This window comes from Vibrio sp. Vf1514 (genome assembly GCF_052076135.1).
GTDB classification, from domain to species: Bacteria; Pseudomonadota; Gammaproteobacteria; order Enterobacterales; family Vibrionaceae; genus Vibrio; species Vibrio furnissii.
The window spans coordinates 814,345-837,789 of record NZ_CP197268.1 but is presented as its reverse complement, the minus strand read 5'-3'; the positions used below and the strand labels follow the sequence as shown (position 1 = coordinate 837,789).

Annotated in this window: 14 protein-coding genes and 1 pseudogene; 9 read left to right on the top strand and 6 right to left on the bottom strand. The window is 50.4% G+C overall.

Translation table 11 applies throughout. The annotated features are described in order from the left end of the window. Positions 1-3,162 carry an efflux RND transporter permease subunit gene (locus tag ACS18Q_RS18800; RefSeq protein WP_441258221.1) on the top strand — a complete coding sequence of 1,054 codons (3,162 nt, stop codon included), beginning with the start codon at positions 1-3 and terminating at the stop codon, positions 3,160-3,162. Positions 3,163-3,287: 125 nt separating this feature from the next. Here the strand turns inward: ACS18Q_RS18800 and ACS18Q_RS18795 are convergent, their stop codons facing one another. Beyond that, positions 3,288-4,190, bottom strand: a complete 903-nt coding sequence (locus ACS18Q_RS18795) for an endonuclease/exonuclease/phosphatase family protein (protein ID WP_441257659.1) — start codon at positions 4,188-4,190, stop codon at positions 3,288-3,290. A gap of 293 nt (positions 4,191-4,483) precedes the next feature. Here ACS18Q_RS18795 and nrdD point away from each other — a divergent pair, with 293 nt between their 5' ends. The 4 genes from nrdD to ACS18Q_RS18775 all read left to right on the top strand — a co-directional run bounded on the left by nrdD (position 4,484) and on the right by ACS18Q_RS18775 (position 9,008). Further along, positions 4,484-6,604, top strand: a complete 2,121-nt coding sequence (gene nrdD, locus ACS18Q_RS18790) for an anaerobic ribonucleoside-triphosphate reductase (RefSeq protein ID WP_004728196.1) — start codon at positions 4,484-4,486, stop codon at positions 6,602-6,604. 1 nt (position 6,605) lies between these two features. Next, complete coding sequence (gene nrdG / locus ACS18Q_RS18785; protein WP_004728195.1) at positions 6,606-7,073, top strand: anaerobic ribonucleoside-triphosphate reductase-activating protein; 468 nt, start codon at positions 6,606-6,608, stop codon at positions 7,071-7,073. A gap of 72 nt (positions 7,074-7,145) precedes the next feature. Further along, a complete protein-coding gene (locus tag ACS18Q_RS18780) occupies positions 7,146-8,327 on the top strand; it encodes an amino acid aminotransferase (RefSeq protein WP_014257360.1) in 1,182 nt (393 codons plus the stop codon). A 30-nt stretch (positions 8,328-8,357) separates the two neighbouring features. Next, positions 8,358-9,008 (top strand): ATP-dependent zinc protease family protein, encoded by a 651-nt coding sequence (locus ACS18Q_RS18775; RefSeq protein ID WP_158108577.1) that lies wholly within the window; start codon positions 8,358-8,360, stop codon positions 9,006-9,008. A gap of 170 nt (positions 9,009-9,178) precedes the next feature. Here the strand turns inward: ACS18Q_RS18775 and fruA are convergent, their stop codons facing one another. Genes fruA through fruB form a run of 3 tightly spaced genes read right to left on the bottom strand, consistent with a single transcriptional unit; the run spans position 9,179 to position 13,037 of the window. After that, the gene (gene fruA, locus ACS18Q_RS18770; RefSeq protein WP_441257658.1) at positions 9,179-10,921 is read right to left on the bottom strand and encodes a PTS fructose transporter subunit IIBC; all 1,743 of its coding nucleotides are present in this window, start codon (positions 10,919-10,921) and stop codon (positions 9,179-9,181) included. 18 nt (positions 10,922-10,939) lie between these two features. After that, entirely contained in the window at positions 10,940-11,893 is a 954-nt protein-coding gene (gene pfkB / locus ACS18Q_RS18765) for a 1-phosphofructokinase (RefSeq protein ID WP_004728191.1), read from the bottom strand. 10 nt (positions 11,894-11,903) lie between these two features. Beyond that, a complete protein-coding gene (gene fruB / locus ACS18Q_RS18760; protein WP_441257657.1) occupies positions 11,904-13,037 on the bottom strand; it encodes a fused PTS fructose transporter subunit IIA/HPr protein in 1,134 nt (377 codons plus the stop codon). Between the two features lie 335 nt (positions 13,038-13,372). Here fruB and cra point away from each other — a divergent pair, with 335 nt between their 5' ends. From cra to ACS18Q_RS18740, 4 genes and pseudogenes are all read left to right on the top strand, one after another. Next, complete coding sequence (gene cra / locus ACS18Q_RS18755) at positions 13,373-14,353, top strand: catabolite repressor/activator (RefSeq protein WP_441257656.1); 981 nt, start codon at positions 13,373-13,375, stop codon at positions 14,351-14,353. Positions 14,354-14,539: 186 nt separating this feature from the next. After that, positions 14,540-15,682 carry an exonuclease SbcCD subunit D gene (locus tag ACS18Q_RS18750; protein WP_441257655.1) on the top strand — a complete coding sequence of 381 codons (1,143 nt, stop codon included), beginning with the start codon at positions 14,540-14,542 and terminating at the stop codon, positions 15,680-15,682. Positions 15,683-15,685: 3 nt separating this feature from the next. Beyond that, positions 15,686-18,727, top strand: coding sequence for an AAA family ATPase (locus ACS18Q_RS18745; RefSeq protein ID WP_441257654.1), 3,042 nt, complete (start codon positions 15,686-15,688; stop codon positions 18,725-18,727). A 139-nt stretch (positions 18,728-18,866) separates the two neighbouring features. Beyond that, positions 18,867-20,917: pseudogene (locus ACS18Q_RS18740) on the top strand (ATP-binding response regulator). 145 nt (positions 20,918-21,062) lie between these two features. Here ACS18Q_RS18740 and cqsA read toward each other — a convergent pair. Both cqsA and ACS18Q_RS18730 read right to left on the bottom strand, forming a co-directional pair. Continuing rightward, positions 21,063-22,244: an alpha-hydroxyketone-type quorum-sensing autoinducer synthase gene (gene cqsA, locus ACS18Q_RS18735; RefSeq protein WP_238810687.1), complete on the bottom strand. Its 1,182-nt coding sequence runs from the start codon at positions 22,242-22,244 to the stop codon at positions 21,063-21,065. A 217-nt stretch (positions 22,245-22,461) separates the two neighbouring features. Continuing rightward, complete coding sequence (locus tag ACS18Q_RS18730) at positions 22,462-23,421, bottom strand: TDT family transporter (RefSeq protein ID WP_004728184.1); 960 nt, start codon at positions 23,419-23,421, stop codon at positions 22,462-22,464. Positions 23,422-23,445: the final 24 nt, after the last annotated feature.

The following is a 23,445-nucleotide window of genomic DNA, read 5'->3' as shown; positions in this document are numbered from 1 at the left end:
ATGGACAAACGACTCGGTATTTCGGGTCGCATTGCTGCGGCCTTTCAAAATTCGGCCATGACGCCTTTACTGGCGTTGGTTGGCTTACTGATGGGGCTGTTTGCAGTCATCATCACCCCCAAAGAAGAAGAGCCTCAAATCGATGTGACATTTGCTGATGTCTATATTCCTTTTCCGGGCGCGACGCCTGCCGAAGTTGAGAGTTTAGTGACGACGCCGGCTGAACAGGTGATCTCTGAAATCCAAGGCATCGATAAGCTCTATTCCTTTTCCCAGCCGGATGGCGCGATGATCGTCGCGATCTTTAAAGTGGGTGTCTCACGCAACGATGCCGTGGTGCGCATCTATAACAAGCTCTATTCCAATAAAGATTGGATGCCTGCGGGGGTTGGCGTCGGGGAACCCATTATCAAACCCAAAGGGATTGAAGATGTTCCGATCGTCACGATTACCTTGTCGGACCGCAGCGGACAGTCTGATCAACAGCAACTCACTCAAGTTGCGCATGGGTTAGAAACCGAACTCAAGCGCATTCAAGGCACGCGCGATATTTACACCGTGGGTGGGCACAACACCATCGTTGATGTGCGGCTGGATCCTGCCAAAATGAACGGTTTTGGTATCACCATCGATCAACTCAATCAAAGCTTGCCCGCTGCCAATCGTCGCTCTTCCATGCTCGCATTGACCAGTGACAACCAAACCCTGCCACTACAAATTGGCCAGTTTTTAACGCATGTCGAGGACGTCAAACAGTTGGTGGTGGGTGTGCACAATGGATTCCCTGTGTATTTGGAAGACATTGCGACCATTGAACTTGGCGTTGACACTGCAACCCAGAATGTCTGGACCAGTGACAAAAGCGGGATCTATCCGGCCGTCACTCTAGCGATTGCCAAGAAGAGCGGTGAAAACGCGGTCGATGTGGCCAAAGCGGTGGAAGCCCGCGTGGTAGCATTGCAAAATCAACTGATCCCGCATGGCATTCATGTTGACATCACGCGTGATTACGGAAAAACCGCCGCCGATAAAAGTAACACCCTGATCGGCAAGTTGGCCTTTGCCACCACTGCGGTCGTGATTCTGGTGTTGCTGACCATGGGGTGGCGCGAAGCCATTGTGGTGGGGCTGGCGGTAATGGTGACTTTGATGATCACCTTATTTGCGTCATGGGCGTGGGGGTTTACCCTCAACCGCGTGTCGCTGTTCGCGTTGATCTTCTCCATTGGGATATTGGTCGATGATGCGATCGTGGTGGTGGAGAACATTCACCGTCATATGGCGATGGGCAAACGCAAACTGGCCGAATTGATTCCATCTGCGGTGGATGAAGTGGGCGGGCCGACCATTCTGGCCACGCTCACGGTGATCGCGGCGTTGCTGCCGATGGCGTTTGTCAGCGGCTTAATGGGGCCGTACATGAGCCCGATTCCGATTAACGCGTCGATGGGGATGCTCATTTCTCTGGCCGTGGCATTTGTCATATCCCCTTGGTTGGCTGGGCATCTGCTCAAACCCACCCACCACAAGGATGAAGGAACCGCGGCGAGTTCCGTATTCCACCGCATCATGACGCCGTTTGTGACTGCCCAACATCAAACTCGTAACCGCTTGATGCTGCTGCTCGCGGTGTTCGCGTTGATCATCGGTTCGGTCTTGCTGCCGGTGTTTGAGGCGGTGGTGCTGAAAATGCTGCCGTTTGATAACAAATCGGAGTTTCAAGTGGTGTTGGATATGCCGGAAGGGACGTCGCTTGAACGTACCCAGCGCGTGTTGTTCGACATGGGACAGGAACTGAACAAGGTCCCTGAAGTGACGGGTTACCAGATTTATGCCGGGACAGCGGCGCCGATCAACTTTAATGGACTGGTTCGTCATTACTTTATGCGAGAACAAGCCAATCAGGGCGACATTCAAGTCAATTTGGTGGGACGTAAGGAGCGGGATCGCGACAGTCATGCGATCGCCAGCGCCATTCGCCCTGTGCTAAGCCAAGTTGCTCTGAAGTTTGGCGGGAAGGTGAAAGTGGTTGAAGTGCCGCCGGGGCCGCCGGTATGGTCGCCAATCTTGGCTGAAGTGTATGGCCCAACCCCGGAAATTCGCAATCAAGCGGCGCGTCAGGTGCGTGAAATTTTCCGGGCAACACCGGATATTGTTGACGTCGATATGTATCTGCCAGAATCGCATCAGAAATGGCAGGTGACGATCGACCGCAGCAAAGCGGCGCGATTGGGCGTCCCGTATGTATCGATTGTGGATGCCTTAGCCACGGCCGTTGGCGGAAAGCCGGTGACTTACCTGCACAGTGAACACAACAAATACCCGATTCCGGTGCAGATCCAAGCCAGTGAAACCGCCAAAATACGTTTGGTGCAACTGCTGAATATGAATGTGTCCAACCAAAGCGGGCAGGCTTACGCGCTATCTGAACTGGTCAACGTCACGCAGACGCGAATGGAAGATTACATCGTGCACAAAAACATGGTGCCGATGGTGATGGTGGTGGGCGACATGACCGGCGCCATTGACAGCCCGCTGTACGGCATGTTCAACATTGGGTCTGCGCTTGAGGGGCAGATGAACCTCGACCAGAACTACATTCACCAACCGGATGGCCTGAGTGGCGTCGCGGTCTTGTGGGATGGGGAATGGACCATCACCTATGAAACATTCCGTGACATGGGCATCGCTTATGCGGTGGGGATGGTTCTGATCTATCTGCTCGTCGTTGCGCAGTTTAAATCCTATGTGGTGCCGCTGATCATCATGGCACCGATTCCGCTGACCATCATTGGTGTGATGCCGGGGCATGCGCTGCTTGGCGCACAGTTCACGGCAACGTCGATGATTGGCATGATCGCTTTAGCGGGGATCATCGTGCGTAACTCGATTTTGCTGGTGGATTTCATTCATCAACAGGTCGAGCAGGGTGTGGCGTTTTCAGAAGCGGTGATTCAATCGGCGGCGGTGCGGGCAAAGCCGATTATGCTGACCGCATTGGCGGCGATGATTGGTGCAATGTTCATTCTGGATGACCCGATCTTCAACGGATTGGCTATCAGTTTGATTTTTGGGATATTTATCTCAACAATATTAACCTTGGTGGTGATTCCCGTCCTATACTTTGTGGTGATGAAAAAACGTATTGAACCTCAATCATGAGGCTCAATGCCACAACGAAAGTTTCAAGTAACTTGTGTCTTGCCCCGCCAGTCAACGGTGGGGCTTTTTTTGTCTTGGATTTAGGTAGAGCCTTGGATGTATAGCGTTGAATCGGTAAGCGCTGGTTACCACTGTAGTTCACTGCGCAATGGGCAATGGTCACTCAGTGCGTAACGCAATACGTCTTGGCTCTCGAAATTCACTTGTTTCGTGGTGCTTGCTTTAAGCGTTGGGCTGACGATGATGTGGTCGATCAACGAACGAAATTGATGCAGTTGATTCGGTTGCTGGCGTGAGCGCACTTTACAGGTCGCGGGTGTTTGGCGGCTGGCAAGCGTGGGTTCAATGAGGGTGCCTTGCGTCATGGTTTGCCATAACCAATCCCCGCGGTAGGCGAGGTTGTGGTTGAAATCGCCCAGAATGACATACGCTTGCTGCTTGGCTTCCCGCTGTTTGATCCACGCATTGAGTGCTTTGCCTTGTGTCAGCAATGTTTGGCAACTGGTTTGGTTGGCGCGAAATTTCCCGGAACAACCCGCTTTTAAATGCACTGACAACGTATGCACGGGCTGCGGCGAGTCTGGGTACAACACGATATAAGCTGCAAAGCGCAATTTGTGGTGTCGTTTGCCATACAGGTCGACATCGGCTGGGTCGCTAAACGGCACGGTGTTGCGCACTGCAAAGCCGGTGTACTGATTAAGGTCTTTAAATTGATGCTGTTCGTGCGCAGGCTGCGCGCGATCCGAGAGCACGATTTGATACGCCGAGCCCACCACGTTCTGGATGGCCTGCACGCTGTCGACTTCTTGAAACGCCAACACGTCACTATTGACCGTGTGGAAATGTTTGCTCAGCGCGGCAAAATCTTCGCTGGTGCGTTTGCTTTTATCCACAGGTGCGGACGTATTCAACGTCAACCATTCAATATTCCAACTACTGATTGACAAACTTTGCGCGGACACACAGTGAGAGGAAATTAGCAGTATGGCGGACGCTAAAACTGTGGCAATTTTGTTCGTTTTCATGATGGCTCTTCTCGTCGATCTCGTTGAGGTCAGGTGCGGACAGTGTTCCACAAAAAGCAATAATTTTTATCACAAAAAATGGCGTTTGCAGGGTTTCTTTTCGCTTTGAGACTTCAAGCTATAAGATCGATTTGTTCTTGTCCATAGCCCCAAATTCGTTGATCTAAATCAATACTTTCCATTGGGTCATCTCGTTTAATACGACACAACATATAGTGTCGTTTGGATAAAGGTAAGCCCTATATAGTGTATTTGTGGATAATCCTGTGAATATGCTGGGGTAAGGAGAAAAGGTGAAACCTATCGTAATCAAACGTGATGGCTCAAAAGCCCCGTTTAACCGAGATCGTATCCAAGCTGCAGTCGAAAGTGCAGCGGAAGAAGTCAACAGTGAAATCGCGATTTACGCATTGAATGTTGCATTGGCAGTCGAACTCAAACTCAAAGAGTACGAAGAAGTTCGAATCGCAGAAATTCAGACACTGGTAGAGAACGAGCTAATGCAAGGGCCGTACAAAGCATTAGCTCGTTCATACATCGAGTACCGACATGACCGCGACGTGGCACGAGAGAAGCAGAGCAAACTGACGCAGGAGATCGAAGGCCTGATTCAAGAGAGCAATGCGGATCTGCTCAACGAAAACGCGAACAAAGACGGTAAAGTTATCCCGACTCAACGTGACCTTCTGGCGGGTATCGTGGCCAAGCACTATGCGAAAACTCGCATTCTGCCGCGTGACATCGTTCAAGCGCACGAAGAGGGCGACCTGCACTATCACGATCTCGATTACGCGCCGTTCTTCCCGATGTTCAACTGTATGTTGATTGATCTAAAAGGCATGCTGACACACGGCTTCAAAATGGGTAACGCGGAAATTGACACGCCTAAATCCATTTCGACCGCAACGGCTGTTACTGCGCAGATCATCGCACAAGTGGCGAGCCATATTTACGGCGGCACAACCATCAACCGCATTGATGAAGTGCTGGCACCTTACGTCTCTGCCAGCTACCAAAAACATCTGGCGATTGCGAAAGAGTGGGACATTCGCGATCCGGAAGAGTTTGCCAAAGTGCGCACTGAGAAAGAGTGTTACGACGCGTTCCAATCACTGGAATACGAAGTGAACACCCTGCACACCGCGAACGGCCAAACGCCATTCGTGACACTGGGTTTTGGTTTGGGCACCAGCTGGGAATCGCGTTTGATCCAAACATCGATCCTGAAAAACCGCATTGCGGGCTTGGGCAAAAACCGTAAAACGGCTGTGTTCCCTAAACTGGTCTTTGCCATCAAAGATGGTCTGAACCATAAAGCGGGTGATCCAAACTACGACATCAAACAATTGGCACTAGATTGCGCAACCAAACGCATGTACCCAGACATTCTGAACTACGACAAAGTGGTCGAAGTCACTGGCTCATTCAAAACGCCAATGGGTTGTCGTAGCTTCTTGAACACGTTTGAAGAGAACGGAGAATTGGTTCATGAAGGCCGTAACAACTTGGGCGTGGTGAGTTTGAACCTACCGCGTATTGCGATTCGTGCGAAAGGCGATCTCAACAAGTTTTACGAACTGTTGGATGAAAAACTCAAACTGGCACGTCGCGCATTGGAAACCCGTATCCACCGCTTGGAAAATGTCAAAGCCCGTGTGGCGCCAATCCTGTACATGGAAGGTGCGTGTGGCGTGCGCTTGAATGCGAATGACTCGATTGCGGACATCTTCAAAAACGGTCGTGCGTCGATTTCATTGGGCTACATCGGTGTGCATGAAACCATGAACGCGTTGTTTGGCCAAGGAACACACGTGTTTGATGACAGCGAACTGCGTGAACACGCGGTGAACATCATTCGTAAACTGCGTGAAGCGGTCGACACATGGAAAGAAGAAACAGGCTACGCCTTTAGCTTGTACGGTACACCAAGTGAAAACTTGTGCAGCCGCTTCTGCCGCATTGATACCAAAGAGTTCGGTGTGATTCCTGGTGTGACCGATAAAGGGTACTACACCAACAGCTTCCACTTGGATGTTGAGAAAAAAGTGAACCCATACGACAAGATCGATTTCGAATTGCCGTACCCACACATCTCAAGTGGTGGTTTCATTTGTTACGGTGAGTTCCCGAACATGCAACGTAACGTTGAAGCGTTGGAAAACGTCTGGGATTACAGCTACACCCGCGTTCCTTATTACGGCACCAACACGCCGATTGATGAGTGCTACGAGTGTGGTTACACCGGTGAATTCGACTGTACCAGCAAAGGCTTTGTGTGTCCGAAATGCGGCAACCATGAGCCAAGCAAAGTGTCGGTGATTCGTCGTGTATGCGGTTACTTGGGTAGCCCGGATGCACGTCCATTCAACGTCGGCAAACAAGAAGAAGTGAAACGTCGAGTGAAACATCTGTAATATGAATTATCATCAATACTATCCGATTGATGTGGTTAACGGGCTGGGAACGCGCTGCACGCTGTTCGTTTCCGGCTGCGTTCATCAGTGTCGCGGTTGTTACAATCAAAGTACTTGGTCGTTGGATTCGGGTCATCCATTTACGCAAGCATTGGAAGACCAAATCATCCATGACCTCAACGATACCCGCATTCCACGTCGTGGCTTGTCGCTGTCTGGTGGCGATCCACTGCATCCGCAAAACGTGGCATCGGTGTTGAAGTTGGTCAAGCGGGTCAAAAGCGAGTGTCCGGGCAAAGATATCTGGCTCTGGACGGGTTACCTGTTGGCAGAATTGAGTGCAGAACAGCGTGAGCTGGTTGACCTGATCGACGTACTGATTGATGGTAAGTTCGAAAAAGAGCTGGCTGACCCAAGCCTTCACTGGCGTGGCAGCAGCAATCAGGTGATCCACCACTTCAAATTGTAAAAAAACCTTTAGGTTTTTACCTATCTAGTGTTTACTGAAAGTCACGATGAATTTCAAAGGGTTGTGACTTTCATGTTTTCCCATTTACCAACACCAACGTTAGATCCCATTCTTTCTCTTTCCGTTGCTTACCGAAACGATCCTCGTCCTGAAAAGGTCGATCTCGGCATCGGTGTGTACAAAAATAGCCAAGGCGAAACGCCCATCATGCGCGCGGTTCAACAAGCGCAAGATAGGGTCGTCGCCACGCAGAAAACCAAATCCTACGTCGGCCTTGCCGGTTGTGAAGAGTTTAACCGCAGCATGCTCAATCTTGTGCTGGGGGAATCGTTAGTCACAGAACGTGTGACTGCCATTCAAACCCCAGGTGCGAGTGGTGCGCTGCGTATGTTGGGCGATCTCATGCGTGTGGCACAACCTGAAACAACGGTCTGGCTCACGGATCCGAGTTATGTGAACCACAAACCGGTGATGGAAGCGGCAGGCTTGAAAGTGAAGTACTACGCTTATTTCAGTCGCGAGACCAAGATGGTCGACACTGAACGCATGTTGACGGATCTCGCGCACGCGGGCCCGAAAGATGTGGTGCTGTTGCACGGCTGTTGTCACAACCCAACCGGTGCGGATATCGACTTTGCTGCTTGGCAAGCGATCACCGCGCTGTCGCAGAAAAACGGGTTCATTCCGTTTGTGGATATTGCTTATCAAGGATTTGGTGATGGTCTGGACGACGATGCAAAAGGGCTACGTCACATGGCGAGCCATGTCGAAGAGATGTTGGTGACGTCATCGTGTTCGAAGAACTTTGGTTTGTATCGTGAACGCACGGGTGTGGCGATCGTGCTGGGCAAAACGGCCAACGATGTCGCCAATGCGCGCGGTAAAATGTTGACGCTGGCTCGCTCGACTTACACCATGCCACCGGACCACGGCGCGGCGCTTGTCAAAACGGTGTTACAAAACGAACAGCTAACAACCATCTGGAAGCAAGAGCTGAGTGAAATGCAACAACGTTTGTTAAGCCTTCGTCAAACCTTATGTAAAGAGTTGAGAAATCAACATAATACGTCACAATTTGACTTCATCGAAAGCCATAAGGGCATGTTTACTGTCCTCGGTTTCGCGCCACAACAGATGGCACGTTTACGCGAAGAGTTCGGTATTTACGGTGTGGCAGATGGCCGCATCAATATTGCAGGTCTGACGGAGAAAGACATTCCTTATGTGGCGGATGCGATAGTTAAAGTCTCATAACGTTAGTTAGCAGTTTGATTAGGTGAATGAATGAAACAACAATGGAAACTCCTGGTTCCTTTGATGCTGAGTGGCGGTCTGGTTGCGTGTGCGACAACACCAACCGAGCGTACGGCGGATGCAGAGAAGAAGGAACAGACTCAAGTTGAACAACCTAAGCAGGAAGCAACCGAGAGCGCCAAGGATAAGGCCGGTAAGAAATCAGAAACCCAATCAGTGAAGAAAGAAGTCGTGGTGCTGAAAGCGACGAAAACATCGGATGGTAAACTCATTTTAGGTGAAAAAGAGTGGGTCTATGTTCCGGGGTTGAAAGAAACCTTTCGTGCACGCATTGATACAGGCGCAACCACATCGTCCATCAGTGCCGTCGATATCACGCCATTTGAGCGCGATGGTAAAGATTGGGTGAAATTCCGTATCGAACATGACGGCATTAAAAGTGAAGAAGTGAGCCTGCCTGTTGAGCGTTGGGTGCACATTCGTCAGTCGAGCTCCGACAGCACACAGCGCCGCGCCATTGTGATGGCATGGATTGAAATTGGTGACCTGAAAGAGAAAACCGAATTCACGCTGGCCGACCGCACGCACTTAACCTTCCCAGTTTTGTTGGGACGTAGCTTCTTTAAAGACGTTGCGGTGGTAGATGTTGGCCGTCAATACGTGCAGCCGAAACACAAATAAGCGAGCGATACACGCGAAGCAAAAAGAAAAGCCAGCAGAGATGCTGGCTTTTTCATGGCCGCCATTTACGTGAGGGGGCGGCGTGGGGGATTGACACCAATAAAAAAGCCAGTGAGAGGAGCATCACTCACTGGCTAGCCAAGATCGGTAATTGGCTTAATTCATCAAGATTATGCAGTCACTGCGGCTTTGGCTTGAGCGCGAGACTTCAGGAATGCGTAACCGACACCAGTCACTACCGTACCTGCGGCAATCGCCACCAAGTACATCAATACTGGGCTGATCGCATTTGGAATCAGCAGTACAAACAGGCCGCCGTGTGGTGCCATCAGTTTGGCGCCGAACAGCATAGACAACGCACCAGTCAGTGCACCACCCACCATGCACGATGGAATCACGCGCATTGGGTCTTTCGCTGCAAATGGAATCGCGCCTTCAGAGATAAAGCACAGACCCAGAACAAAAGAGGCTTTACCCGCTTCACGTTCACTTGGTTCAAACTTATCGCGAGCCAAGAAGGTGGCTAAGCCCATACCCAGCGCAGGCACCATACCAGCAGCCATGATGGCAGCCATTGGCGCGTAAGTTTGTGATGCCAGCAAGCCCACACCAAAGGTGTATGCTGCTTTGTTTACTGGGCCACCCAAGTCGAAACACATCATGGCGCCAAGAATCACACCCAGCAACACCGCGTTCGCTGAACCCATGTTGTTGAGGAACTCGGTCATGGCAGACATGATGCCTGCAACCGGGCCACCGACAACGTAGATCATCACCAAACCTGTGACCAAACTGGCGAGGAACGGAATGATCAGGATAGGTTTCAATGCTTCCATAGATTGTGGAAGTTGTACTTTATCAGCAATGAATTTTGCAGAGTAACCCGCGATGAAACCTGCTGCGATACCACCCAAGAAGCCAGAGCCAATGGAGCTTGCCAACATACCGCCGATCAAACCCGGAGCAAGGCCCGGACGGTCAGCGATGGAGAACGCAATGTAACCAGCAAGCACCGGAATCATCAGTGCGAAAGCAGAGCCACCACCGATGGACATCAACGCAGCAGCCAGTGTGCCTTCTTCTTTAAACGCTTCGATACCGAATACGAAGGAGAGTGCGATGATCAAACCACCAGCAACCACCACAGGTAGCATGTGTGACACGCCGGTCATCAGGTGTTTATAGACGCCTTTTTTCTCTTCAGTTGCAGCAGACGCATTGGCTGAACCCGCGTGTTGATAAACTGTGGCTTGTACGAACGCTTTGTCCATCTCTTCAGCAGTTTTCTTCAGCGCAGGACCTGTTTTCGTGCGGTACATTTTCTTGCCGTTGAAACGATCCAGAGGAACTTCGATGTCGGCTGCGATGATGACCAAATCAGCATCGGCAATTTCTTGGTCAGTCAGTTGGTTTTTTGCCCCAACTGAGCCGCGAGTTTCCACTTTAATTTGGTAACCGCGACGTTTGCCTTCTTCTTCCAGGGCTTCTGCCGCCATGAACGTATGCGCGACACCCGTTGGACAAGCGGTGATGGCGACGATCTTCTTGGCGCTTTCCGGCGCAGACGCTGCTGGCGCTGCAAACGTGGTTGCCGCCGAAGCAGACAGTTCGCTGGCTTGCTCCGCTGCAGCTTTCAGGTACGCGACGGGATCGCTGGTGCACGCTGAAATGTCGCTTTGGTAGACATTTTTGCCCACGAAGCGTGTGGTGTCGACGGGCGTGTTTGCCGCGATAATCACCAGTTCCGCTGCCGCAATTTCAGCGTCAGTGAGGGTGTGTCCTTCCAGCACGGATGAATGGCATTCCACCGCGGCTGTCCAGTTCAGGGATTTGGCTGCCTGTTCTAGTAGACCAGCAGCGATAATGCTATTTGCAACGCCGCTCGGGCATGCAGTAATAATGGCAATATTCATAGATGCGACCTTCTGTCCTTAGTCGTTAGCGGCAACACTAACGGGTTGTAATTGGATTTGTTGTTGTAGGGTGACTAATTGTTCAGCGTTTGGCACGCCGACGCCGACCTGCGTAACCGCAAGGGCAGAGAGGGCAGTGGCAAACGTGATCAGTTCTTCTTTATTCATCGCTTGCATGTGGCCCCAGCATAAACCGGCCACCAGTGTATCGCCCGCACCTACGGTACTGACGACAGACATACGAGGCGGCTTCGCATGAAGCCATACGCCTTGGTTGAACCACATGGTGCCGTCTGCACCCATGGATACCACAATATTCTCGATGCCTTTGTCGGCCAGATGTTCGGCGGCGCTGCGGCATTCTTGTGGGGTATGCAGTTCACGCCCCACGAATTGAGAAAGCTCTTCGTCGTTTGGTTTAATCAACCAAGGTTGCGCGTTGAGGCCAGCGGCCAATGCATCGCGGCTGCTATCAAACAACACTTTTTTGCCCATGCTGTGCAGTTTTTCAATCCACGAGGCACACAACTCAGGCGACACGCCAGACGGCAAGCTACCGGCCATGACGAAGTATTCGTGCTCTTCGGCCAATGCCATCAGTGTGCGTTCAAACACGGCAATGTCTTCTGGCAACACTTGAATGCCGGGGAAGTTGATGTCACTCACTTCACCACTGGCTTCTACCAGTTTGACGTTGATGCGCGTTGCGCCATTGATACGCACGAATTGGTCATTTGCGCCCATGTCAGCAAACAGTTGGCAGAACATTTCTTGGTTATCACGGCCTAGGAAACCGGTCACGGTGACTTCTGCACCGAGATCGCTCAGCACTTTGGCAACGTTCACCCCTTTACCCGCGGCATGAAGGTTGCCTTCTTTGACCAAGCTGACGGAGCCAACGTTGAGCGTGCTTAGGCTACCGGTTAGATCCAGCGCTGGGTTCAGCGTGATGGTGACGACTTTATTTGTCATGTCGCGCTCCTTACTCACCGAGGCCAGAATTGATGGCTGCGCCAATCGATTCCAGCGCTTGTGCTGCATCTGGACCTTCTGCGATAAATTGCAGTTGGTGACCGTGTTTTACACCGAGCGCGATCACTTTCATCAAGCTCTTCGCGTTCACTGCTTTGCCGTCACCATCCAGGTTAGAGACTTTAATGTTTGATTCGAATTTCTTCGCTTCAGCCACCAACATCGCGCCTGGGCGAGCATGAAGGCCGTGCGAGTTTTTGATTTTGAAGACGGCCACATTGCCTTCACCGGCAACTGCAGGGGCGTCTTGTTCATCTTGTGTGAATAGAGCAACCAGCGCTTCAGCTGAGGCGCTCAGCAGTTTTTCTTGCTGTTGTTTGAACACGATGTCTGAGATTTTGTTGAGGAACGCTTGGTGCGCACTGTTACATGCTGCAAACGCAATCAGCGCTTTCACTGCAACGCCGTCGTACTCGCAATCGTTCGCCGTGGAAACAAAAGACATGCCGGTGCGTTTGACTGCTTTATTGCTGCTGACCAGCCACAAGCCTTTACCCAGATGTGTCGGCGCTTTGGTGACCAAATCCGCAACGAATTCTGCTTCAGCACAACCGGTGTTTTTCAGCAGGCCGCCAGCCACGGCGCTCATTTGCACCATGTCACTTGCAGGGAACAGCAATTGAATCAACGACGCATCAAAATCAGCGTCAAATTGCACGTCGCCGTTCAGCAGGGCAATGATGTCGTTTTCGGTTTTCGCTTGTTTCAGCTTCTCTTCAACGCCATCTGCAGACAAAACTTTGGTCAACTGTTTCAGAATGCCCAAGTGTTCATCTGATTTTGCAGCGATGCCGATAGCCACGTAAACCGTGTTGCCGTCGCCCCAATCCACCCCCGCAGGGAAGTGGTGTACAGCGACGCCTGTTTCTTTCACGAGATCACGGGTGTCGGTTGTGCCGTGGGGGATGGCAATACCATTGCCCAAAAAGGTTGAGTTTTGTGCTTCGCGGTTAAGCATGCCTTCGACGTAGCCTGCCTCGACTAAACCTTTGGCCGCGAGATCAGCAGCGATTGAGCGGATGGCATCCAACTTGTTTGACTGTGCTTGCGCCAGTTGGATGTCGTTTTGAGAGAGTTGCAGCATGTTTGGCCCCTTTTATTACGCCATGTGACGGCGTTTTTTGTTGTCACCGCATGGCAATTGCGGTGTCAGGTGTTACCCTGCTTTATAATACTTGCTGAATCGGTTCAGCATTTAGTTCAAAAAATTCAGCAAAACCACCAACTGGCGAAATCATTTGCTGTTATAGGTGTAGTTTAAAAAAGCTAAAAGCTCCAAAAACTCGACATCGCTATCAATTTGAGATTTTGCTGAATCCTTTCAGCTTCAATACTGAATCGATTCAGCGTATAATTCAACACCATCAAGGATCGAAAGGTTATTTCTATGATCCGCCGCACATAACCTGAGTACTGGATATGACACTAGATGAAATTGCTAAGTTGGCTGGTGTGTCGAAAACGACCGCAAGCTATGTGATCAACGGCAAGGCACATAAATATCGAATTAGCGAAAAGACACAGCAAAAGGTCATGGCGGTGGTGGATGCGCACAATTACCGCCCCGATCACGCCGCATCAGCGTTGTGGGCAGGAAACAGTCGCTCCTTTGGTTTGATTATTCCCGACTTGGAAAACACCAGTTACGCCAAACTCGCGAAATTGCTCGAGCAGAATTCGCGCAAAGCTGGTTATCAAATTCTGATTGCGTGTTCCGATGACGACCCTGAAACCGAAATGAGTGTCGCGGATGCCTTGGTGTCGCGTCGAATCGATGCGTTGTTTGTCGCCAGCACGATGCCCAATGCCAGCGAGTTCTATCTGAAAATGCAAAACTCAGGGACGCCGGTGATCGCCATTGACCGTCCGTTGGATGATGAATATTTCGCCTGTGTGATTAGCGAAGATTTTGGTGCGGCATTTGAGCTGACCAATTCACTGCTCAATGCCAGCGTCAAAACGGTCGGGTTGGTGGGCGCACTTCCTGAACTGAATATCTCCCAAGAACGTCAGTTGGGGTTTGAGTCTGCGTTAAAGGTTAATCAAATCGCCGCGAAAGTGGGTTATGGGGAGCACTTTAACCGGAACGAAGGCCGCCGCGTGTTTGAACAATGGGTGGCTGCGGGTGATGTACCTGATGCGGTGGTGGCAACATCTTACACGCTGCTTGAGGGGATTTTAGATGTACTGTTGGCACATCCGGCATTAATGCAAAACGTCCGCTTAGCAACCTTTGGTGATAATCGCTTGCTTGATTTTCTGCCGCTTAAAATCAACTCACTGCCACAGCAATTTGAAGTCATTGCGGACAGTGCGCTAGCGCTGGCGCTGAACGCTTCTGCAAAACGTTATCAGACGGGGGTGGAACTGGTGCCGCGTCGCTTAAAAGTTCGCGCTTGATCACATCGCGCAACCTTGGGCGTGAATGTTTAGTCATTGACGCCCCTTGAGCATTGAAGCCCGGTGACACCTAGTGCCGCAGGGGACGATCTATCTTCAATCTTTTCCCTTCATGCATCGCATTTCCAGTCAAAACGAGTATCATAAGCACAAATTACTCATAGATATTCGTTCAACAGGCTAGGAATGAAGTTTCTTCACACCTCTGATTGGCACTTAGGTCGTCAATTTCACAATGTGTCTCTTCTAGAAGATCAGCGTTACGTCCTCAATCAATTAATTGATTATTTAGAAAATAATCCCGTTGATGCCGTCATTGTGGCGGGGGATGTGTATGACCGTTCTGTACCGCCGACCATTGCGATTGAACTGTTGGATGACGTAGTCAGCCGCATTTGTACGGAATTGTCGATTCCGATGATTGTGATTCCGGGTAACCACGATGGTGCCAAGCGCCTTGGTTTTGCTGCTAAACAGATGAAAAATGCGGGTTTGCACATCATCAGCGATTTTGAACAGATGATGACGCCCGTGGTTTTATCCTCGCCACAGGCGGGTGAAGTGGCGTTTTATGGCATGCCTTACAACGACCCAGAGCAGGTTCGTCATCACTACCAAACCAGCGTCACCACCCATGATGACGCGCATCAGTTTCTGTGCGAGCAAATCAAAGCGGCACTGAATCCGTCACAACGTCACGTATTGATCAGTCACTGTTTTGTGGATGGGGCGATGGAATCCGAGTCAGAGCGACCACTGTCGATTGGTGGTTCCGATCGGGTCAATCATGAACATTTTTCGAGCTTTGACTACGTGGCGTTGGGGCATTTGCATCAGCCACAGCAAAAAGGTGAAGCGCATATCCGCTATTCTGGCTCGTTGATGAAATACAGTTTCTCCGAACAGCATCAGAAAAAAGGCATGACATTGGTGGAACTCAACGACGCCGGTTTTGTGTCTGCGCAGCAGATTCCTCTGAATGCGCCACACGACATGCGCATCATCGAAGGTGAACTGGATGACTTGCTGGCGCAGGGGAAAACTGACCCTCACCATCACGACTATCTGTTAGTGCGTTTGCAAGACAAACACGCGATTTTGGATCCGATGGATAAGTTGCGAAAGGTCTATCCCAACGTCTTGCACCTCGAAAAACCGGGCATGCTGATTGGTGTGGATCAGGAAATGGGCCGCGCACGTTTGGCACGCGGTGAAATGGACATGTTCCGCGATTTCTTCCTTGAAGCAAAACAAGAAGCGCTCACTGAGCAACAAGAATCGGCCATGGCCGACGTGATTCAGTCTCTCAAGCAAGCGGAGCAACATTGATTTATGCGCCCGATTAAACTGACTTTGCAAGGATTCGGCCCGTTTGCGTCGCAAGAAGTGGTCGACTTTACCCAACTGGGGCACGCGCCGCTGTTTTTGATCAATGGCCCAACGGGCGCTGGTAAAAGCTCGATTCTCGACGCTATTTGTTACGCTTTGTATGGCGAGACGACTGGCAGCGAACGTACGGGCGACCAAATGCGTTGTGACTACGCCGACGAAGGGGTGATCACCGAAATTCAATTTAGCTTTGAACTGGGCGGGCGTGTGTTTAACGTGACTCGTAGCCCGGATCAAGACGTGCCGAAAAAACGCGGAGAAGGCACCACCAAAAAAGCCCACAGCGCGACATTGTGTGAGTGGGTGGATGGGGAAGAAAAGCTGATTGCGAATCGCCCCAATCCGGTCGCGAAAGCCATGGTGGATCTGATTGGTTTGGACGTGAAACAGTTCCGCCAAGTGATGGTGATTCCGCAAGGCAAATTCCGTGAACTGTTGATTGCGAATTCAAAAGAGCGTGAGCAGATCTTTGGTCAGCTTTTCCAAACGCACATTTATACGCAAATTGAACGCACCTTGTTTGAGCGTGCGGCGGGCATTCGCAAAGAAAAAGACGAATTTGATAATCAGATCAAAGGCGCGCTAGATGTAGTCTCGGTCAGCTCGGAAGAAGCGCTGCAAGAAGAAAAGACGAAGCTGGCCCCTGTGCTGAAAGCGGCGGATGAGGCGTATCAAACGGCGCAAAAAGCACTGGACGCATTAAAGCAGCAACACACGGCCGCATTAGATCTGCAACAAAAATTCAGCCAGAAAGCGACGCTCGATACCACGTTGCACGCTGAATTAGCAAAGCAAAGTGAGATGGATGCGATTCGCGCTCGCAAACAGCAGGCGCTGCAGGCGGCGCGTCTCGATTCGCCGTTTAACGAACTGCGCAGTGCTGAAAAGCTGTTTACGTTGGCGCAAACCGCTGTTGTGGAGAAAACCAACGCTGTTGCTCTGGCGGAAACACAGGTTGCGAACGCGGACGCGGCTTATCAGGCTGCGCTGAAAAATGCCGAGCAAGTGGATTCGCTCAATACGCAGCTTCATCAACTTGAAATCACAGGCAAAAAGTTTGCCGAGCTGGATAAGTGGCAGAAAGAGTTGAGTCAGGCATCGTCAACGTTAACCGGGATTCAACAAGCGTTTCAACAGGCGGAGCAAGCGCTGAAATCGCTTGAAGCGCAGATTGTGACGAAGCGTAGCGAGAAAGAAGCGGCGCAACTGCAGTTTGCGTCACTCGACAGCAAGCGCGCCAGTTTGAATCTGGTCAATGACCATATTGAACGACGCACACGCCTGAACCAGCTTATTCAACAACTGGGCGAGAAAGCCAAACTGTTGGCGCGCGCTGAAACGGCGTATCGTGAGGCGACGGAGCAGACGCGCTTGGCCAAACAACAAGCGGATCAGTGCGAATACGTGTGGCACACCAATCAAGCGGCGGAACTCGCAAAAATTCTTCAGGATGGCGATGCTTGTCCGGTATGCGGCAGTCATTCACATCCGAATCTGGCACAGTTTTCTGGTGACGTTGTCACAAAAGAACAGGTTCAACAGGCGCGTGAGCGTCAACAAGTGGCTGCAAATGCGGAAACGCAAGCGTTGAAGCAGCACGAGGCCATGGCCGCAGAGCACCATCATCTCAAACAAGATGTGACGCAGTTAGAAACCACGCTGCAAGAAAAGTCGATTGCGGAACTGGCGGAACTGCAGCATCAGCAACAACTATTGACGGATGAAATCGCGCGTTTGTCCGCGATCAATCCTGCGCAGATTGAACAGCAATTGCTGCAATTGGAAGCAAACCTTGCCGCTGCGAAGCTCACCTTGGATTCGCACCATGCCGCACGTCAAACAGCAGAGAAAGCGATGACGGAAGCGCAAACGCGTGTGGATGATCTGCAACGCGACATTACATCCGATTTCAAGACCGTGGACGAAGTGCGCCAGCGATACAGCCAGGTTCAAAAACAAGTCAAAGCGTTGGTGGAAGCGGAGCAGCAAACTCGCGCGGCGCTCAATACAGCGCAGAACCAACGTGCGTCGGCGCTGGCGGCGTTGAGCAGCGCAAACGAGCAGCACCAAGCGTGGGATAAAGAGCAGCAACGCACGCAACAGCAATGGCAACAGGCGCTCAGTGCAACGGCGTTTGCCGATCCTGAAGCGTATCTGGCCGCAAGGTTGGATGAAGCCGCATTGGCGGCGTTGGATGAACAAGTGCGCCGTTACGATGAAAGCTTGGCCACGTTGAAAGGCAAATTGGACAGCCTGACACAGGCACTGGCAGACCAAACGCCACCACAAATGGCGCAATTGGAAGCGTCGCTTACTGCGCAACAGGATGCGGTGAATAGCGCGTTTAACGCGTTGAAAGTGCATCTTTCTCGCATGGACAGCCTCAATCAGGTCGAGCAGAAGCTGGCGCAGTTGTACGCGAAAAATGCAGAACTGGATAAAGCGTATCAGGTCTACGGCACGTTAAGTGACATTGCCAATGGTCGCACCGGCGCGAAAGTGAGTTTGCACCGTTTTGTACTCGGCGTCTTGCTTGATGACGTGTTGATTCAAGCCTCTCAACGTTTGCAGCGAATGAGTAAAGGCCGCTATTTGCTTAAACGTAAGGAAGAGCGCGCAAAAGGGAATGCAGGGTCTGGCCTCGATTTGATGGTTGAAGATGGTTACACCGGAAAGTGGCGCGATGTGGCAACGCTATCGGGCGGTGAATCATTCATGGCTGCGTTGTCGCTTGCTTTGGGGCTGTCGGACGTGGTGCAGTCGTACAGCGGGGGTATTCGCCTCGACACGCTGTTTATTGATGAAGGCTTTGGGAGCTTGGATCCGGAGTCACTCGATCTGGCGATTCAAACGTTGGTTGATCTGCAACAGGGCGGCCGAACGATTGGCATTATCTCGCATGTGACTGAGTTGAAAGAACAAATTGCACTCAGGTTGGACGTGGAAACCAGCGGTCGTGGCAGTTCGATCAAATTGGTGGCCTAACTGGTTGTAGTAGGCATGTGGTTTGCTTTGTGCTACTTGTTTATGAGAAAGCATGAAAAAAGTCACTTACCGTCATACGTTTTGCATCATACTATGCAATTATACGAATAATTATTAGAGTCGAGTTTGGTAAGAGCACATGGAAGTCGTAAAGAAAATATACCAATATGCTGAACCGAACCTCACGTTAGTGGGGTGGATGGGGTTTATTGGTTTTCCGTTTTACTACTATGTGTGGGCGCATGTGTTCCCTCAGCCCTATGAATCGCTGCTGCTGCGCGGTTTCTGTTCGTGCCTGTTTGGCGGCATTGTGTTTCGAAACGCAGTGCCGAAGTTGTGGCAGCGCTACTTACCTTACTATTACCTGTTTATGATCGGCTTCTGTTTGCCGTTCTTCTTTGCCTATATGATGTTGATGAACGATTGGTCCACGGTGTGGGCGATGTCATTCATGGCGTCCATCTTCCTACATATTCTGCTGGTTCATGAGACCAAAGTGATGCTGGCGCAAGCTGCGTTATCCGTCGCGGCGGCGTATGGCGCCGTGTATTGGCTGCAACATTACGAACCACAGCATGTCATTTTGTGGCCTTATGTGCCGATTTTTCTGTTCACATACGTGTTCGGTAATCTGTTCTATTTCAGAAACCAAAGCTCGCATGAATCGAAGGTGTCGATCGCGAAATCCTTTGGCGCCGGGATTGCACATGAAATGCGTAACCCGCTCAGTGCGTTGAAATCGTCGGTTGATGTGCTGCGTTCGATTTTGCCCGCGCAGCCGGTCAATCCAACCCAAGGTGCATACATCGACGGACAGGATCTGACTTTGCTGCATGAAATTTTGGGCAACGCTGACGAAGTGATCCACACCGGGAACGAAACCATCGACCTGTTACTGACATCTATCGATGAAAACCGCGTCTCGACCTCAACATTCAAGCGTTTGTCGGCCAAAGAGGTGGTTGACCATGCCCTGCATTCCTTCTCGTACAAGCGCGCGTTAGATCGTCAGGCCGTCACACTCAACGCCATCAACGATTTTGATTATTTCGGCAGTGAAACCCTGCTGAAATTTGCCCTCTACAACTTATTGAAAAATGCCTTTTACTATCAGAACAGTGAACATTTTCATATCGAAGTGACGCTCATCACTCGGGCCAAGAAAACCTCATCATCGTGCGAGATAACGGCGTGGGCATCGCCCCAGACCGCTTGGATGACATCTTTAAGGACTTCTATACCTTTGGTAAAAATGGCAGTTACGGTTTGGGTTTGCCGTTTTGTCGCAAGGTGATGAAGTCGTTCGGTGGCAACATCCGTTGTGCCTCCGTGCTGGGGGAATGGACGGAGTTCACGTTAAGTTTTCCTCAATATCACTCTGAACGCGTCTCACACATCAAACTGGATTTAATGAAAAATAAATCGGTGTTGTATGTTGGTACGCAAGGGCTGATGAGCCGACATCTGAGCGAGAAAGCGTTCTACCAAGGATTTCGCCTACATCACGCAACGCTGAGCGAGGCGTTAACGCGTGAAGAGTACGAGTTTGAATACGACATTATTCTGCTGGATTTAGAGCAGATCGGCGATCAGTGGCAGTCATTGGTCGAGCTGGAAACCAAGCTGCATTTTACCGAAGCCAAAATTGTTTACCTTTACGACAAGCAACGCGCATACCCCATCAATATTGAGCGCCATTTGCGGATCGTACCTTTAGAAATTCGTCAACTGCTGCTCGATACCGACAAAGAACTCGATCAACTGCTGTTTGAGGTGGATGACGTTGCACCGGATCACAATGTTGTGCCGATCAAACAACCGAAATATGAACGCCGTATTCTGGTGGTAGATGACAACCAATCACTGCGCACATTCACGGCGTTGCTGCTTGAAAAGCAGGGCTATGAAGTGGTGCAGGCCAATGATGGTCAACAAGCGTTGGATGCAATGGAGCACAACGAGTTCGACCTGATTTTGATGGACATTGAAATGCCGATCATTGATGGCATTGAAGCGACGCGCGTGATTCGGGATTCCAATAAGCCGTACTGCCACATTCCGATTGTTGGCCATACCGGGGATAACAGCCCGCTGACAATTGAGAAAATTCACCAATCTGGCATGAACGATTACATCGTTAAACCGGCCGATAAAGACAAGCTGCTGGGCAAACTGGCCAATTGGATCTAGCTCTGAGCCGAAGCTCAGAGCTAGAGATGGGCATCCGTTGCAGAGAGACCATTTGAAAGACAGTCATGTTGTGGGTTGATTCGAAATCCTGTCGATTCAAAACGCCGCCGATGCGAAAAGTCTCCTCAGCATTGGATGGGCCAATTTATTTAAAGATCATATCCCCCCGTTTTACCGCGCTGTGACACACCGACAAAATGCGGTCGATCTGTTGTTCCGTGACGGCACTGGTTAACGACAAGCGAATAATATTTTTCGTTTTCGAGGTGGCCGGTCGACAAAATACGGCGCCGAAAACGCCATTGTCTTCTAAATAATCACGGACTTTTTCTGTATTTTTTTCATCGCCTGTTTCTAATGCGATAATTTGGGATTGGCTACGAATGTGAATACCAATTTTATTTAATCCTTGTGATAATAGTTGTGCATTGTGAAATAAACTCTTGCGACGATCGTTGGCCGATTTAATGACCTCTAATGTGGCTTCTAATGCGGCTATTTCATACGGTAATATCGTCGAGCTGAATATCGCCGGATAGCCCACAAAAGGAATACATTGATTCGCGTTGTTATTTGCCCAAATAACCCCCGCACGATATGCAAATGTTTTTGCCAAACTCGCGGTCATAAAATCGACCTGATCGGAGAGCCCCAATTCCGCCAGTAAGCCAGCGCCGTTATCGCCATGGGTACCGAGTGAATGCGATTCATCGACCAATATGGCGCACTGAGTCTCTTTGGCGATATGAACCAATTCAGTCAGCGGCGCAAGCGTACCAATGGTGCTGTAGATGGAATCGACCACAATGAGCCCAGGGCCATGACGTTGGATCTGTTTGCGCAGATGGTCACAATTGTTATGCATGAACGGATGAATGTTCGCATTGGCATAACGCGCACCTTCCCACATCGACATGTGCGCAAAGAAGTCGATATAGACATTGCTGCCCGGTGCGCAGACGGTCTGCAGTAGCGACGTATTGGCATTCCAACCCGACTGAGACAACAGACACGAGTCGAAATTGACAAACTCAGCCAGTTGGTGCTCTAGGCTAGGTTTGGTTTCATCATCTTGTAAGAAAATAGCCGACATAAACACACTGTCGTGCGTGGTATCAATAGCCTGTTTTAAACGCGCCTTGATCAATGGATGGTTGGCAAGGCTGAGGTAATCGTTACTTTGTAAAACAATATCACCTTGGGAGGGGCGTTTTCCTAATACCAGATGTTTACCGTTTTGATTGCTTTCAATTAAATCGCGAACGAAGAAATTCAAACGGTCCTGAATCGAGTCAGGTAACCGATTATTTTTGGCATCAGATTTCATGGTGAAAATATCCTTCTAATTAAACATTAATGCCAGCTGACAAAGGATATATTGATGCGTTTAAATTAAATTTCACCTGCCAAAATTGATTGTTTTGGGAGCAACGACAAATTGAGTTATATTGGATTTGCTATTTTTCCATAAACATTACGCTCGGCGAGACTGAGACATTTATTTCTATTGATTTTTAATAGTAAATAAATCTAACGAAGAATTATTATTGCGCTTTTGGGAATATCTCTGGCCAGTACATTTTAACGTAACCATACGAAACCCAAATAACCAATCCTGTTGCAACGCTTAATTCGAATAAGCCAAAGTGATGCAGCCAATGCCAGTGAGGAAACTGATCGTGGAAAAAGCTGGTCAATCGATGCATGGCAATGGCGCTGATCACGGATGGAAAAGTGACCGCGGCGATGGACGGTTGAAACTTGAGTCTCAGCAGACGGATGTAGCAGAGGTAGATGAGCAAGGTCATGGTGATGGCAATGCCTGCCAATGCGCCCGTTAGAATCGGGTCGGGGTTGGGGAAGTTCACCAGGTAGCTGGCAAGGGTGAGGTTGATGGGGGCGGCCATGATGGCCAAGGTCGGTCGAGCACGCCGAGGTAACATGCCTTCAAACACCAAACGATACAGCACCAGCGGTAACATAAAAAAGTAAATGCCGATGCATACGGTTACCAAGGTTTCTGAAAACACGGTGTGACCAAACTGGGTGCCCGCCAACGAACTGCTGATCAGTCCGACCGGATAGAGAAACCAACTGGGTACTATGTTCGACATTTTAAAATCGAGTAACTGAAAGCTGAAAAACAGCATCATCATGGTGAAGTGCAGCAGCAGCGCAATCGCCCAGATGGGGTAAGCGATAGTCGGGGAGATGACGGCCAAATAGTCACACAGGATCAAGAGTGCCATGCTCATCGGTGCCATCAGGCTACCCGAAAGCGGATGACGAATGTCGTTGATGAACGTTGAATAACTGGTGAGATAACGGGCGAGAACAGGCAGAAGAAGAATGGCACCGGCGATGACCATGTAAGGACGCAAAACAAGGCCGACTTGCGGCAAATAGAGCGCCCACGCTTGGCCCAGACCAATGACACCGAGCGCCAGCGCAGCTTGCGACGGAGGAACATTTTGTACCTGAATCAGCCTTTTCCAGTTCAACATCAAACTCCTTTTTAATGATGTCTA

Excerpts from the sequence above, each read along its gene's own strand:
- cra (WP_441257656.1), top strand. The coding sequence starts at position 13,373 with ATGACACTAGATGAAATTGCTAAGTTGGCTGGTGTGTCGAAAACGACC.
- cqsA (WP_238810687.1), bottom strand. The coding sequence starts at position 22,244 with ATGAAATCTGATGCCAAAAATAATCGGTTACCTGACTCGATTCAGGAC.
- pfkB (WP_004728191.1), bottom strand. The coding sequence starts at position 11,893 with ATGACAAATAAAGTCGTCACCATCACGCTGAACCCAGCGCTGGATCTA.
- fruA (WP_441257658.1), bottom strand. The coding sequence starts at position 10,921 with ATGAATATTGCCATTATTACTGCATGCCCGAGCGGCGTTGCAAATAGC.
- ACS18Q_RS18730 (WP_004728184.1), bottom strand. The coding sequence starts at position 23,421 with ATGTTGAACTGGAAAAGGCTGATTCAGGTACAAAATGTTCCTCCGTCG.
- ACS18Q_RS18795 (WP_441257659.1), bottom strand. The coding sequence starts at position 4,190 with ATGAAAACGAACAAAATTGCCACAGTTTTAGCGTCCGCCATACTGCTA.
- ACS18Q_RS18780 (WP_014257360.1), top strand. The coding sequence starts at position 7,146 with ATGTTTTCCCATTTACCAACACCAACGTTAGATCCCATTCTTTCTCTT.
- ACS18Q_RS18745 (WP_441257654.1), top strand. The coding sequence starts at position 15,686 with ATGCGCCCGATTAAACTGACTTTGCAAGGATTCGGCCCGTTTGCGTCG.
- fruB (WP_441257657.1), bottom strand. The coding sequence starts at position 13,037 with ATGCTGCAACTCTCTCAAAACGACATCCAACTGGCGCAAGCACAGTCA.
- ACS18Q_RS18775 (WP_158108577.1), top strand. The coding sequence starts at position 8,358 with ATGAAACAACAATGGAAACTCCTGGTTCCTTTGATGCTGAGTGGCGGT.
- ACS18Q_RS18750 (WP_441257655.1), top strand. The coding sequence starts at position 14,540 with ATGAAGTTTCTTCACACCTCTGATTGGCACTTAGGTCGTCAATTTCAC.
- nrdG (WP_004728195.1), top strand. The coding sequence starts at position 6,606 with ATGAATTATCATCAATACTATCCGATTGATGTGGTTAACGGGCTGGGA.
- ACS18Q_RS18800 (WP_441258221.1), top strand. The coding sequence starts at position 1 with ATGGACAAACGACTCGGTATTTCGGGTCGCATTGCTGCGGCCTTTCAA.